The organism is Photorhabdus khanii NC19 (assembly GCF_000517265.1).
In the GTDB taxonomy this organism is placed as follows: domain Bacteria; phylum Pseudomonadota; class Gammaproteobacteria; order Enterobacterales; family Enterobacteriaceae; genus Photorhabdus; species Photorhabdus khanii.
Genome location: NZ_AYSJ01000015.1, coordinates 194,014 through 207,402, shown reverse-complemented (window position 1 = coordinate 207,402; position 13,389 = coordinate 194,014). Strand labels below are relative to the sequence as shown.

Sequence of the window (13,389 nt, the reverse complement as noted above, 5' to 3'; positions counted from 1 at the left end):
TGCTTGTTCTGTATTAAATGTTAAACTCAAGAGCTGAATGATTTTATATGATTAATTAATCAACAGCGAGTATGACATAATGAAAGTAGGCGTGATAGGTGCTATGGAGCAAGAAGTGACTTTACTGCGCGATCAAATCGAAGATCGTCAGACACTGTCACGAGGTGGCTGCGAAATCTATACCGGTAAGCTCAACGGCGTGGAGATCGCACTGTTAAAATCCGGTATTGGTAAAGTTTCTGCTGCAATTGGTACGACTTTGCTGCTTGAACATTGTCAGCCTGATGTGATTATCAACACAGGCTCCGCAGGTGGCCTTAATCCGCAACTGCAAATCGGTGATATCGTGGTATCCAGCGAAGTTCGCTATCATGATGCTGATGTTACCGCTTTTGGTTATGAACCGGGTCAAATGGCACAATGCCCCCCTGCGTTCCTGGCGGATAACCAACTGATCGCACTGGCAGAAAAATGTATTCGTTCACTGGATTTGAATGCGATACGTGGGCTGATTTGCAGCGGTGATGCATTCATTAACGGAGCAGAACCACTGGCACGTATCCGGGCCACTTTCCCACAGGTTACCGCAGTAGAAATGGAAGCAGCAGCGATAGGGCATGTCTGCCACCAATACAACACACCATTTGTTGTGGTACGTGCAATCTCTGACGTGGCAGATAAAGAATCTCATCTCAGTTTTGATGAATTTCTTTCCGTGGCAGCCCGCCAATCCACATTAATGGTTAACGCAATGCTGACTGAATTGAGCAAGAATCAATAAGATATTACCGATAGAATCACGCCCTGATTGATATTTTCGGGAAAAATGCAGGGCGTGTCTGGTGACAATATATTTAATCTTTTAAAGGCACGCCTTACATGAAATGGATAAAAAGCCTGAGTTCAGTTTGGTTATCACTTTTACTGCTTCTCAGTGGTTTCGGCCATTCTCTGCATGCCGAGTCTCTGCGTGTCATCAGTTTATCCCCGTCAACCACAGAATTGGCCTATGCTGCCGGGTTAGGCGACAATCTGATCGCCGCCAGTGCTTATTCTGATTATCCCCCTCAAGCCAGCAAACTTGAGCAAGTGGCGAACTGGCAAGGCATTAACCTGGAACGAATTATCACGCTTAAACCCGATATAATCTTGGCATGGCGAGGAGGTAATCCCCAACGGCCACTGGAACAACTCGCCTCTTTTGGTATTAAAATCTTTTATTCCGACCCCAAAACCACCGAACAGATAGCTCAAGATTTAGAACGACTGGCTGAATACAGTCCCCATCCTCAACAGGCAAAAAAATCTGCGGCTGAACTTCGTCAACGGTTTGCTGCTCTGAAACAAAAATATGCCGCGACCACACCAAAACCTGTCTTTTTACAATTCGGCACTCAGTCTCTGTTTACTGCCTCAGGACAGACACTGCAAAGTGAAGTGCTTTCAACCTGTGGTGGCAGAAATATTTTCGCTGACAGCCCCGTTCCCTGGCCACAGGTAAGCCGTGAGCAAGTACTCACTCGGAAACCTGAGACGATTGTTATCAGTGGAGGGCCGGAACAAGCCAGATTAATTGAAAATTTCTGGCATCCACAATTAAATGCCAAAGTGATTACATTGCATGAAGATTGGTTTCATCGCGCAGGGCCTCGTATCGTTCTGGCCGCCGAACAGCTATGCCAGCAATTGAACGATAAGGGGTCCGGATAAAGCAAAATAGTTTAGTGGGATTACAGGAATATCCCGAAAATGGGTCATATTATTCACAGACCCATTGCGGGAAACAACCTGGAATCAGATACTGAAAGAAGAACCACAACCGCAGGTTGTCTTAGCATTAGGGTTGGTGACGATAAAGCGTGAACCCTCCAGACCTTCGGTATAATCAACACAACCGCCAACCAAATATTGCAGACTCATCGGATCAACAACCAACTCGACACCCTGCTTCTCAATGGTCATATCGCCTTCATTGATCTGATCATCAAAGGTAAAGCCATACTGGAAACCACTGCAACCGCCACCTGTGATATAAACCCGTAAACGCAGGTTTGGATTTTCTTCATCCGAAACTAAGATTTTCACTTTACTGGCGGCAGCATCAGTAAACTGCAAAGGTAATGCTATATCATCGCTCATCATTTTTTACTCCAGACCGGAACCCGGCAAAGACATTCACAAGACAACAGAAATTTGCCGATTTATTAATAATTCGAATTATCTAATACCTGGTTAGTTCGTTCAAGTTTTGTCATTTCAGCAACTCAAGAATAGCTAACAAGTTGTCTGAGCATCTTTTAACATTGAGGTTAACCCTTGATGAATCAGCGAGTCCAAAATGCACCAGTGAAAAGAGGCAAATGAGACCACCAGTTACAGCCACTGACAGATATGCAGAATTCAGACAATATCAATAAGCACTTTCTGGATCCTGAATGAAGTATAGTTCAATCATCAGTTAATCAATTCACTATAAAAAGGAAAATTTATTGATTTATCATGATTATTAGTTACTTTATTGAATATTTATTAAAGTCACCATGCGGAGTTCTTATGCAAAAAATATTACCACTTATGCTGGTTGTCACCCTTGCAGGCTGCGTAGCCCATAGCAAGCCAGTCGATATTGACAGTTATACCTCGAAGAAAATTAATGACATCATAGAAAACCAGATAAAACCGGGAAATAAAGACAATCCTGGTGAAATGATAAAAAATATCTCTTATCAGTTCATCAACACACCTTATGTCGCAAACAAACTGGTCGGTTCCCCGACTGAGCCTGAAAAATTAGTTATAGATTTTAGCGGCCTGGACTGTTTTACTTTTCTTGATTACGTAGAATCGCTAAGGAAATCAAATGACCAACAGGATTTTATAAAGAATCTCATTCAGACAAGGTATATCGACGAAAAAATCAGTTTTTTACAAAGAAAACATTTCTTCACAGACTGGTCAACCAGAGAAAAATTAAATGCCAAAGATGTGACGAATGAAATAAGTTCTTCTTACATAAAAATCACAAAAAGTCTGAATAGAAAAGCGGATGGTGGCGAATATATCCCCGGACTTGGTGTTATCAGCCGAGATATTCAATATATTCCAGGTAATAAAGTGAATGATTCCGTGATTAAACACTTAAAAACGGGAGATTATATAGGAACATACACCCATATTGCCGGGCTGGATGTCACGCATACAGGGATTTTTATTATGACAGATAATGGCCCAATGTTTAGAAATGCGTCTTCACTTGCAGCCAATAAAAAAGTGGTCGATTCACCATTCCTTGATTACGTAAAGAATAAACCCGGAATTATCGTCCTAAGATCATTATAATCAGTGAGGCAAGCGATAAACCCATTTAAAGTTACATTCAGGAGCCTTTTAATGAGCCAATCAGAAATCCTCTATTCTCAGGCCAAACAGCTTATTCCCGGCGGCGTCAATTCTCCGGTACGTGCATTTAACGGCGTTGGCGGTACGCCTCGGTTTATCAAACACGCTGACGGTGCCTATCTCTATGATGTTGATGGTAAAGCCTATATTGATTACGTCGGCTCCTGGGGTCCCATGGTATTGGGGCATAACCACAGCGCTATCCGTAATGCAGTCATCAAAGCCGCCGAACAAGGGTTAAGTTTTGGTGCACCCACTGCCACTGAAGTAGAAATGGCTCAATTAGTGACTGAACTGGTGCCATCAATGGATATGGTGCGCATGGTCAACTCAGGCACAGAGGCGACCATGAGTGCTATCCGTCTGGCTCGTGGCTATACCAACCGCGATAAGATCATCAAATTCGAAGGTTGTTATCACGGCCACGCTGATTGCCTGCTGGTCAAAGCCGGTTCTGGCGCGCTGACTATCGGCCAACCAAACTCTCCGGGGGTTCCGGTTGATTTCGTCAAACACACACTATCCTGTACCTATAACAATTTGGATTCGGTTCGGGAAGCGTTTGAAAAATATCCTGAAGAGATAGCCTGTATTATTGTCGAACCCGTTGCCGGTAATATGAACTGCGTGCCGCCACTGCCAGAATTTCTACCTGGCCTGCGCGCACTGTGTGATGAATTCAGTGCTTTATTGATTATCGATGAAGTGATGACAGGTTTCCGCGTCGCCTTATCCGGTGCGCAATCTTATTACAATGTAGAGCCTGACCTGACTTGCCTTGGCAAAATCATTGGTGGTGGTATGCCCGTTGGTGCTTTCGGTGGACGTCATGAAGTGATGGAAAAATTAGCACCAACCGGCCCGGTTTATCAGGCTGGAACCTTATCCGGCAATCCAATTGCCATGGCTGCGGGTCTTGCTTGTTTGAAAGAAGTTTCTCAGCCCGGTGTACATCAGCGCCTGACTGAACTGACAGATAACTTGTCTGCTGGCCTGACGAAAGCAGCAAAAGCGGCTGGCATTCCGCTGGTGGTTAACCATGTTGGCGGGATGTTTGGTATTTTCTTTACTGATGCGGAGAAAGTATCCTGTTATCAAGATGTGATGAATTGCGATATTGAACGCTTTAAACGTTTCTTCCATCTGATGCTTGATGAAGGGGTTTATTTAGCTCCTTCTGCATTTGAAGCGGGTTTTATGTCTATCGCTCATACTGATGAAGATATTCAACGTACTGTTAATGCTGCCGCCCGCTGCTTTGCCAAATTAAAATAATTTTTTTGCTTCAAATAACAGCGCCGTATTTTTACGGCGCTCATAACATCAGGTAACTTCAATTTAAACAGTCCAATCTTCGATATGCAATCCCGGTACATATTGAAAAGCACGATCATTTGTAACCAATATCATCTTCATATTTAGCGAGTGCGTTGCAATAAGTAAATCAAGTGGTGCTAATATCTTACCCTGTCTTTGCATCTCAGCCTTGATCATACCATAGTGTTCAGCAACAGAATTATCCCAAGGTAAGACATCAATCCGCATGAGAAACTCTCTTACTGCCATACGGAGTTGCTTTGCTTCTGGACGACGCGCCAATCCGAACAATAATTCACCTTCTGTAATAGCTGAAATACAAAGTGACGACATTGGCACAGATAGAACATGCTGCACGACTGAATGGTGCCCTCTGATAAAATGCCCTACTACGTTTGTATCAAGCATATAATGCTTCATTCTTCCCATCCCTCAAACGGATCACGAGATTGCTCTTGCTGACACCGTTCTCCTTCACTCAGAAAATCGTCAGGAATAGTTGTTCCCTTCAATGCCGCAAAAAATCCATCCCAATTGTGTGGCTTACGGGACAGTATTACATCTCCTGTCTCAGGATCCTTTCGGATAAAAACTTCATCAGAATCAAATCGATAAGCCGCTGGCAGACGTACCGCTTGACTCCTCCCATTCATAAACAATTTAGCTATATGCCCCATACAACCTCCTAATACTGATTGGTATATATCAAAGCATATTACAAGTGTGGGTATATCTCAAGATATAGATCAAACATGATGCTATAAAGAGCTATCGATTTAACGGTAAGTTATAAATCCGTTGCCCTTCAAAAAAACACCCTGTTTCACTTGACCAGCACAAAGGATACAAGTATATATTTTTCATAAATTTTATTTATGTATTCCGTGTTTTCAGACTCATATTCATTTATTAAATAGATATTCTGGCTTTATCAAGAAGTTGAGTTTTATTTCTATCTTTTTGTTTTACATCATAATTTACTAAACCAGAAAATATGAAGGAGAGAGGATGAGCAACGTTATCAAAGAAATAAGTGATGCTAATATTGCATATGCAACAACTTTTGGTGATGATAAAAAAAATCTTGGTTTACCGGCTGTCAGACGATTTGCCATATTGACTTGTATGGATGCCAGGCTGGACCCAGCAAAATTTGCAGGTTTATCGGAAGGTGACGCTCATATTATTCGTAACGCAGGCGGAAGAGCCAGTGATGACGCCATTCGTTCACTTATAATTTCTTACAAACTTTTTGGAACAAAAGAGTGGTTTGTCATTCATCATACTCATTGTGGGATGGAGCTTTTTACAGACAATATCATGGGCGATCTACTGGAAAGCAGCCTGGAAAGTGTCATCATGACGGATGAGGGATTTAAAGATATCGGCAACGGCACAGGTTCATCCGAGGGAAAATATATCAAATGGCTTACCATTGATAATCGAGTTAATAGTTTAGTTGAAGATATTCACCGTATTCGTACTCACCCCCTTGTGCCCGAAAATATTGCTATATATGGGTACATCTATGATGTGAAGTCAGGAAAATTAATTGAGGTTCCTGAAGCAACAAGCATTGTAAATGTAGAGTCGTGAATCAAACTTGTTGGTATACCCGTAATCATTGAAGATATTTGATTTACGATAGACTTGTGTGATTTACTCCCCACGCTCAATCACCAGTGATTAGCGTGGGGTTTCTTATCAGCGATTTTATACTCTGCTTATTTTACTGCTATAACCATTTAAAAATGCGAATACAGGAATATTATCCGAACAGGCGGATATTTAAACGCTTTCTCGCCATTATTTTGTGAAGGAAACCCTAAAAATAACGCAATAAAAAAATGGATAAAACGGTTAATCTGGCGGGATTTAAGCCTTGAAAAAAGTTGATTATCCGTAAAGATATCTTTAATCTCATCAGGTTACTTACTGATTTATCAAGATAAAATAAAGGGTGGTAATTTATTAAAACTACCTAGGATTTCCGGTAAAACAACGTCAGTAAAGCTAAAATCGGCTATGATTAATGTTCATTAAACGTAAAGCTACAATATGCCATAATGATTAAACTTGATAAAAAGCAGACGTTAAAAGTGGTTAAAATTTTATCCAGATTAAAACCGAGGATTAACACCATGACTTTTAAAACAGTTTAAAACCGGCTTATTATAAAACTATCAGTAAAAAATGAAAAACAAAAATTGACTCTGTTAATGCTTATATCCATTTTGGGAAAAAAGAAAAATAAGAACATGAGTCGTTTAATCATAAAATACATTTTCCAAAATGAAATGATTTTATTAACGTTTTCAATCTGGAGTAAACTTTGTCGTAAATAGATTAAATAGTCGTAATTAACACCCTTTATCCAAGAAAAATAATTAAGAGATTACTCTTCAATAAAAAATTTCCTAATAAGATTTTCTTAGACTATTTATTAACACTTCAACATTAACCACCATTATTTGTATAACCTCTGCTCTTGGTGAAACCAATTCATCTGCTATTTGAATTTCCAAGCTGTTCACAAATGAATTGGCTCTTAAAAAGAATCTCCCATGTTTATTATTGACTACCAACGTACTTCTGATGTGGGTAAAAAAGTTAAAGATTCAACCAATTCAGTTAGATCATAAGAAATTTGCATACTTGTGGGAATATGAAAATCAAGTAATGTATATAATTCTGTCCAACCAAACTGGCGCTTCATAATCATCTCGGGAGGGTGAGATTTCTCAGGCTCCCCAAAATGCTCATGAATCCACTTACGTGACATTTTAAGGATTAATGGTGATGGCAACTCACCGGGGAATAAGTAAGTAGGCTTATTATTATTAATTAAGGTTAATGTAATCTCCTTTAATTTTCTATCTTTCCTATAAAAAGACAAAAAAACCCCTTCTCTTATCATATCCAGACATATCACTTCATCACCAGGAAAACCACTTGGCTTCGTTTTATAAGGAATTAGCCCTTCATCAAAAATATTTTTATAGTCTCTCCCTAAACTATTAATTAACGCTTCAATGTTAATCGCCATTATTCGTATAACCCTTGTTTCTGATTAATCTCATGCATCTTTTCTCTAGCTTTTTCAAGCTGTTCTTCTGTTACACCATAGTTTTTCAGCTCTGATTTTATTGTATTAAAATCACGATTTACAGCTGCCTTCAAGTCCTTTCCATCCTGTTCTATTTGAGTTGGAGAATTCCGGCCTCCATAGGTAGCACTGAGCTTCTGATGAATCTCAGCTGGAATGATGATTGCGGCAACATCTTTAGATAGCTGATTCAATTGGGCGTCTGTTAATTTGGAATTTAATCTCTTCAAATGTTTTTTAACCGCAGCAGCCGAAGGCATATGATCAGCATGTGTTCCATTCCTTGGTCTGCCCGCAAAATTGCTGTACAAATCCACTTCAAACAATTTCACCGGCGGTTTACTCAAATACACATACACCGGCGGCATATTCGGAATGGGGAGTACCAAAATATAATCGCGGAAATCCTTCTCTTCCGGCATCGGTAGCGATTCAATATCACTGCCCACTTTATCCGGGATCGGCAACACGGTTATTTGTGACGGAATAAACGGCTGTTCTTCATTCCCGTTATGGGCCGGAACTTTGAATTCCTGTTCGTTCGGCGTCCATAAAATCGTTGGCCTGTTCTCTCCCGGTTCCCAGAACTCATAATTACCCGTGGTCCGATTCAGCTTCATCGTCCTGAAAGGTATTAACCTGCCTATGATGAAAAGGATTGTAAGAATCCTTTTCATCATTTACTTAATTACGGCTACTTTTTAAAACCCGGCTTGCCATTTTTCGCTCGCCATTCTTTTATCACTTTAAGCACACCTTCTGGACTATCTTCAACTCCATTTTCTGGATAAAAAATTAGTCCATTTCCGTTCGGGTGTTCTGAAAGTTTTTCAAAATGATCTATTAAATTATCATGTTCTTCCTCTGAAACATCCACAGCCCATATTTTATTCAATAGGGATAAGAATTCAGCTTCAGTATAATCTTCCAGTTTGTTTTTCAGTTCCATCTTACATCCCCTCTCTAATTAGAATGGAGTTCAATGTGTTTTTTTGGGGTGACTACCCGTAAATTATCGAGATCATAGACAGCCCCACCATCTTTAATTGGTTTTACATGGTGGATATCGAATTTTTTCTTTCCACCTACTTGTTCAATCGGAATGGCAAACGGCGCATATCCAAGCTCTTTAATTCTTTTTTTATTTACATCAGAAAGATCCTTTGCTAACTCAGGATCGTTTCCAACCTCTTTCCAAAATGCCTTTCTGAAATCATCAAAGTTATTAAATGTCCTCCCACGCAACTTATCCGCTATCTGACTGGGAATTGGGGCTCCCATATCTTGTCCTGCGCGACTTAGCCAGTTGCCTTCGACTTTTTGCCCTTGGCCGGTTACCGTCCCCGGTTGATTTCGGGGGGTGTTGAACATCACGTAAATCGGTTTCATGCCAGAATCGGCTGGAAATACCAAAATATAATCGCGGAAATCCTTCTCTTCCGGCATCGGTAGCGATTCAATATCACTGCCCACTTTATCCGGGATCGGCAACACGGTTATTTGTGACGGAATAAACGGCTGTTCTTCATTCCCGGTATGGGCCGGAACTTTAAACTCTTGTTCGTTCGGCGTCCATAAAATCGTCGGCCTGTGCTCTCCCGGCTCCCAAAACTCATAATTACCCGTGGTCCGATTCAGCTTCATCATATGAACCGGCACTTTATCCAACCCACTTTCCAGGCTGACGTGATACCCCTGAATAGTCATCCTGCCGCTTTTTTCATCTCTGATCCAGCGGAAACGTACACGAGTCGGAGCCTTACCGAACTGTTCGGCTATTTGCCTGAGTTGATACTGATTTAAGTAATCCTCCTCGCCCTGATTCAACTCCGGTGAATAAAACAGCCCCATTAACCCAACCGTTACCGGATTGGGTGCCGCCAGCCAGCGCCCGGCACTGGTAGCACCTCCACCAATGTAACGCATCACCAGCTCTTCCCCTTCCGCTACTGCGCTGCGGGCAGTTGCGGCCACAGCGGTAGCGGCTGCTTCGGCTTTATCTTTGCCACGGCTAAACCACCGTTTATACCACGGTAATTTTTTATCCTGCGGTTTATCCGGTTCAGGTGGGTGTTGCTTGCCCTGTGGAGGCGGTTCTGGTTTTTGCGGCGTTACGGGAACAGGAGATGACGGAACCTGATATATCGCCATTCTGCCGAAGTTATCTGCGGGTTCAGCTTCGGTTCCAGCATCAGTACAACCTTTGCCCCGCAAGCAAGATTTCGTAAACACCGGTATTGGCGGCGGTGCTTTCGGGACAGGCGTCGGCCCGGACTGAACACCTGCTGTTTTCCCCGCAGGCGATGAGAGATTCTGCGCAGCCATATTAGCCGGAGCCACGGCCTGATTGACCGGCTGAGATTCTTTCTCATAGCAATCCATAATGGAATTGATAAACCGAGCCTTACAGGGACAGGTGCTGACACTATCCAGTGTGCCAGCCAGCCGTTGTCCCATGTCAAACATATCTGATATACCACCGACGATCATGTAAGTACCAGAATGTTTACCACAGGTAACCTTATCCCCTTCACGAGCGGTTGCCCGTCCATCAAATGTCATGGTGTGGTCACCAGTAATAATCTGACCACCACAGGTTGTTTTGTCACCTACGAGCAGGAAATACCCTATTGCCACTATTCATTTCTCCATTGACTAACCGCATGAAGAAAGGATCTGACTGGAATCATCATATTCTTACCACTCTATTACTTAATATGCATGATCAATAATTCATCAGATTTTACTTAAAAAACATATAGGAATATTCCGAAAGTTACTGATTTTTTCGTCTCAGATGGGCGTAAAAACCCATATTTTGCAACATTTTTCATGCAAATATGAAACATATATGAGCATTACTACTGCGATAATGGTGTAAAGCTGAAAAGGTAATGACGCGGTATGTTTGGGAAGCTGATGAAAAAAACGGTGAACGGTGGCTTTGCAGCCGAAAAACAATACTCAGAAAATCAAAGCGCTGACCTAAAGATCAGCGCTTTGTCATTCATCTGATCAAATATTCATTTATTGACCAAACATCTCCCGCAACCAGCCCGGCGCTTGTTCTTGTTGCTGAACAGGTGCTGACACCGCTGTTTGCTGGCACAGACTCTGTGGATCATAAGTCCAAACCGGTAATGTTCTCCAGCCACTGCCACCGCTACAATTAAAGCTGCCGTCCTGATTAACCACCATATCGACAATGCCTTCTGGCGGAATGTTGTTCAGCACCAGCGGTGTCTGATTTTCCAAATAACGGCGATACACATTTAGCGCACCAGTGGCACCAGTCAGATTAGTCGGATCGTTGTTATCCCGGCCAACCCATGAAATCACCACTTCTTTGCCATCTACCCCGGCAAACCAGCTATCACGCAGATCATTGGTTGTACCGGTTTTACCTGCCAGATTATAACGACCAAACTTACCCGCCAGAGAACGCGAAGTCCCATTCGCCACAACCTGCTGCATACCATACAGTGTCAGGTAAGCCGCCTGAGCAGGAACAGCCCGTTCAGCCTGCGGGTAACTCTGATATATCACCGTCCCCTCTTCTGTAATGACAGAACGTAACGCAGAAAGCGTTGCGCGGTTGCCGCCACTGGTCATCGTCTGATATTCCTGAGCCACTTCCAGCGGTGTCAAGCTGAGAGAACCCAGTAACATAGCCGGAACCTGCTGGATAACGTCTGCCGGAACACCAAGCCGGATCAGTGTGTTGCTTACATGATCAAGGCCAACAGCCAATCCAAGATTCACCGTCGGAATATTCAGTGAACTAGCTAGCCCATCCACCAACATGACACGTCCACGGAAGCGGCGGTCATAGTTTCTCGGCTCCCAAACCTTACTGTTCGGCTGTTTCACGGAAAGGGGTTCATCCGCCAGCCAGGTATTCAATCGATACTGATCAGGTTCACTCAGTGCAGCCAGATAAGTAGAGGGTTTTGCTAAAGAACCAATCGGGCGGCGCGCCATCATGGCCCGGTTAAATCCGGCATACTGCGGTTGAGAACCACTAACCATCGCCCTGATTTCACCACTAATGCGATCGACAACCACCATTGCCCCTTCAAGATCGGCGATTTTACGGGTTTTTCTCAGGCTAGCAATTCCCTCTTCCACTGCGTTTTCAGCTGCATCCTGGGATACCGGATCAAGAGTCGTAAAGATTTTCACACCAGATAAATCATTAACTTTATCGCCCAGTTTGTCCTGCAACTCTTGACGAACCAGTTGCATAAACGCAGGTTGTGGCGTGATGACACCACTTTTCGGTTTTACCCCAAGTGGGCGGGCGCTCAGTAGTTTATAAAGGTCCTCATCAATAATTTGCTGATTTTGTAAAAGTTTAAGCACCACATTACGGCGCTCAAGAGCCAGTTTCGGATTACGCCACGGGTTATAGAGTGAAGCACCTTTCACCATGCCGACCAGCAACGCCTGCTGATCCAAACTCAATTCATCCACCGGACGGCCAAAATAATAAAGACTCGCCAGCGGGAACCCCCGGATCTGTTCACCACCACTTCGCCCCAGATAAACTTCGTTCAGATACAATTCGAGAATACGATCTTTGCTGTAGCGGTAATCCATCAAAACCGCCATGTAAGCTTCATTCGCTTTACGCACCAAGGTACGTTCATTGGTCAGAAACAAGTTTCTGACCAATTGTTGCGTCAGGGTACTTCCTCCCTGAACAGTGCGCCCCGCCGTCAAGTTAGCCAGAAACGCACGCCCGATAGAAAGGATGCGGATACCATCATGTTGATAGAAATGACGGTCTTCTGTCGCCAGCAAGGTATTGACCAGTAAATCAGGAAAACCAGAGCGCGGCACAAACAACCGCTGCTCACCATTGGGTGACTGCAACATGGTAATGAGTTTAGGATCAAGACGGAAGAAACCAAATTGACGTTGGTTTTCTATATTTTCTATCCCTGCCAAACGGTTATCACTGAAAGTCAACAGAGCGTGGATCTGCCCTTCTTTACTGTCAGGAAAATCAAATGGACGGCGCAGCATCTCAATGGTTTCGCCTCTGACAGAAAACTCCCCAGGACGGGTAATTTTCGTCACCTGGCGATACTGCATTCCTTCCAGCAGATGTACCATCTCTTTTTTACTGTAGTTCATGCCCGGTTCAAGGTTGACCATCCGGCCATAAACTGCCGCAGGCAGATCCCAGACTTTTCCGTCAATGCGGTCACGAATTTTGCCATCCAGATAAACACCATACCCCCCCAGCAACACAGCAAAGACAATAAATATCTTGAATAATAACCAGAACCAACGCCACTTTTTCTTAGGTGGATAGGAATACTTGCCTCTCTTTGTCATGGGTTGATCCTCTTCATCATCGTAGTCGTCATCTTCGTAACCATCATCATAATCATCCAACAAATGCCGTCTTTTCGATGGCGGTTTACGGCGGGATACCGGTTTCTTGCTTTTACGTCCGATTGGTTGATGATCTTCACCAGACATTCCAAAATTCTCCAAAGCCATTCAAACGCTGAATAATGGGTATTCATATCTTTTTTAATGAATTTATTCGCCTACAA

13 protein-coding genes are annotated in these 13,389 nt (G+C 43.0%); 5 read left to right on the top strand and 8 right to left on the bottom strand.

What is annotated here, in order from left to right; translation table 11 throughout:
• Positions 1-79 precede the first annotated feature (79 nt).
• Positions 80-781, top strand: coding sequence for a 5'-methylthioadenosine/S-adenosylhomocysteine nucleosidase (gene mtnN, locus PTE_RS19735; protein ID WP_036849756.1), 702 nt, complete (start codon positions 80-82; stop codon positions 779-781).
• Positions 782-879: 98 nt separating this feature from the next.
• Positions 880-1,710, top strand: coding sequence for a vitamin B12 ABC transporter substrate-binding protein BtuF (gene btuF / locus PTE_RS19730; protein ID WP_051477476.1), 831 nt, complete (start codon positions 880-882; stop codon positions 1,708-1,710).
• Positions 1,711-1,794: 84 nt separating this feature from the next.
• On the opposite strand, the gene erpA is transcribed toward btuF, so the two are convergent.
• Complete coding sequence (erpA, locus tag PTE_RS19725) at positions 1,795-2,139, bottom strand: iron-sulfur cluster insertion protein ErpA (protein WP_031280637.1); 345 nt, start codon at positions 2,137-2,139, stop codon at positions 1,795-1,797.
• Between the two features lie 414 nt (positions 2,140-2,553).
• Here erpA and PTE_RS19720 point away from each other — a divergent pair, with 414 nt between their 5' ends.
• Both PTE_RS19720 and hemL read left to right on the top strand, forming a co-directional pair.
• A complete protein-coding gene (locus tag PTE_RS19720; protein WP_036849755.1) occupies positions 2,554-3,339 on the top strand; it encodes a DUF1460 domain-containing protein in 786 nt (261 codons plus the stop codon).
• Between the two features lie 51 nt (positions 3,340-3,390).
• On the top strand, positions 3,391-4,674 hold the full coding sequence (hemL, locus tag PTE_RS19715; protein WP_036849754.1) for a glutamate-1-semialdehyde 2,1-aminomutase: 1,284 nt from the start codon (positions 3,391-3,393) through the stop codon (positions 4,672-4,674).
• Positions 4,675-4,737: 63 nt separating this feature from the next.
• Here hemL and PTE_RS19710 read toward each other — a convergent pair whose 3' ends face one another.
• Together PTE_RS19710 and PTE_RS19705 are read right to left on the bottom strand one after the other, a co-directional pair.
• Positions 4,738-5,124 carry a type II toxin-antitoxin system VapC family toxin gene (locus tag PTE_RS19710; protein WP_203448946.1) on the bottom strand — a complete coding sequence of 129 codons (387 nt, stop codon included), beginning with the start codon at positions 5,122-5,124 and terminating at the stop codon, positions 4,738-4,740.
• An 8-nt stretch (positions 5,125-5,132) separates the two neighbouring features.
• The gene (locus PTE_RS19705) at positions 5,133-5,393 is read right to left on the bottom strand and encodes an antitoxin (RefSeq protein ID WP_036849752.1); all 261 of its coding nucleotides are present in this window, start codon (positions 5,391-5,393) and stop codon (positions 5,133-5,135) included.
• 331 nt (positions 5,394-5,724) lie between these two features.
• Between PTE_RS19705 and PTE_RS19700 the strand changes: the two genes are divergently transcribed.
• A complete protein-coding gene (locus tag PTE_RS19700; protein WP_036849751.1) occupies positions 5,725-6,312 on the top strand; it encodes a beta-class carbonic anhydrase in 588 nt (195 codons plus the stop codon).
• Positions 6,313-7,294: 982 nt separating this feature from the next.
• Here PTE_RS19700 and PTE_RS19695 read toward each other — a convergent pair.
• The 5 genes from PTE_RS19695 to mrcB all read right to left on the bottom strand — a co-directional run bounded on the left by PTE_RS19695 (position 7,295) and on the right by mrcB (position 13,312).
• Positions 7,295-7,762, bottom strand: a complete 468-nt coding sequence (locus PTE_RS19695) for a DUF6392 family protein (RefSeq protein WP_036849750.1) — start codon at positions 7,760-7,762, stop codon at positions 7,295-7,297.
• Positions 7,762-8,502 (bottom strand): S-type pyocin domain-containing protein, encoded by a 741-nt coding sequence (locus PTE_RS19690; RefSeq protein WP_280739725.1) that lies wholly within the window; start codon positions 8,500-8,502, stop codon positions 7,762-7,764. Before PTE_RS19690 ends, PTE_RS19695 begins: the two co-directional genes overlap by 1 nt.
• A gap of 14 nt (positions 8,503-8,516) precedes the next feature.
• A complete protein-coding gene (locus tag PTE_RS19685) occupies positions 8,517-8,771 on the bottom strand; it encodes a bacteriocin immunity protein (RefSeq protein WP_036849748.1) in 255 nt (84 codons plus the stop codon).
• A 14-nt stretch (positions 8,772-8,785) separates the two neighbouring features.
• Positions 8,786-10,459, bottom strand: coding sequence for an S-type pyocin domain-containing protein (locus tag PTE_RS19680; protein ID WP_036849747.1), 1,674 nt, complete (start codon positions 10,457-10,459; stop codon positions 8,786-8,788).
• A gap of 390 nt (positions 10,460-10,849) precedes the next feature.
• Complete coding sequence (gene mrcB / locus PTE_RS19675) at positions 10,850-13,312, bottom strand: bifunctional glycosyl transferase/transpeptidase (protein ID WP_036849746.1); 2,463 nt, start codon at positions 13,310-13,312, stop codon at positions 10,850-10,852.
• Positions 13,313-13,389: the final 77 nt, after the last annotated feature.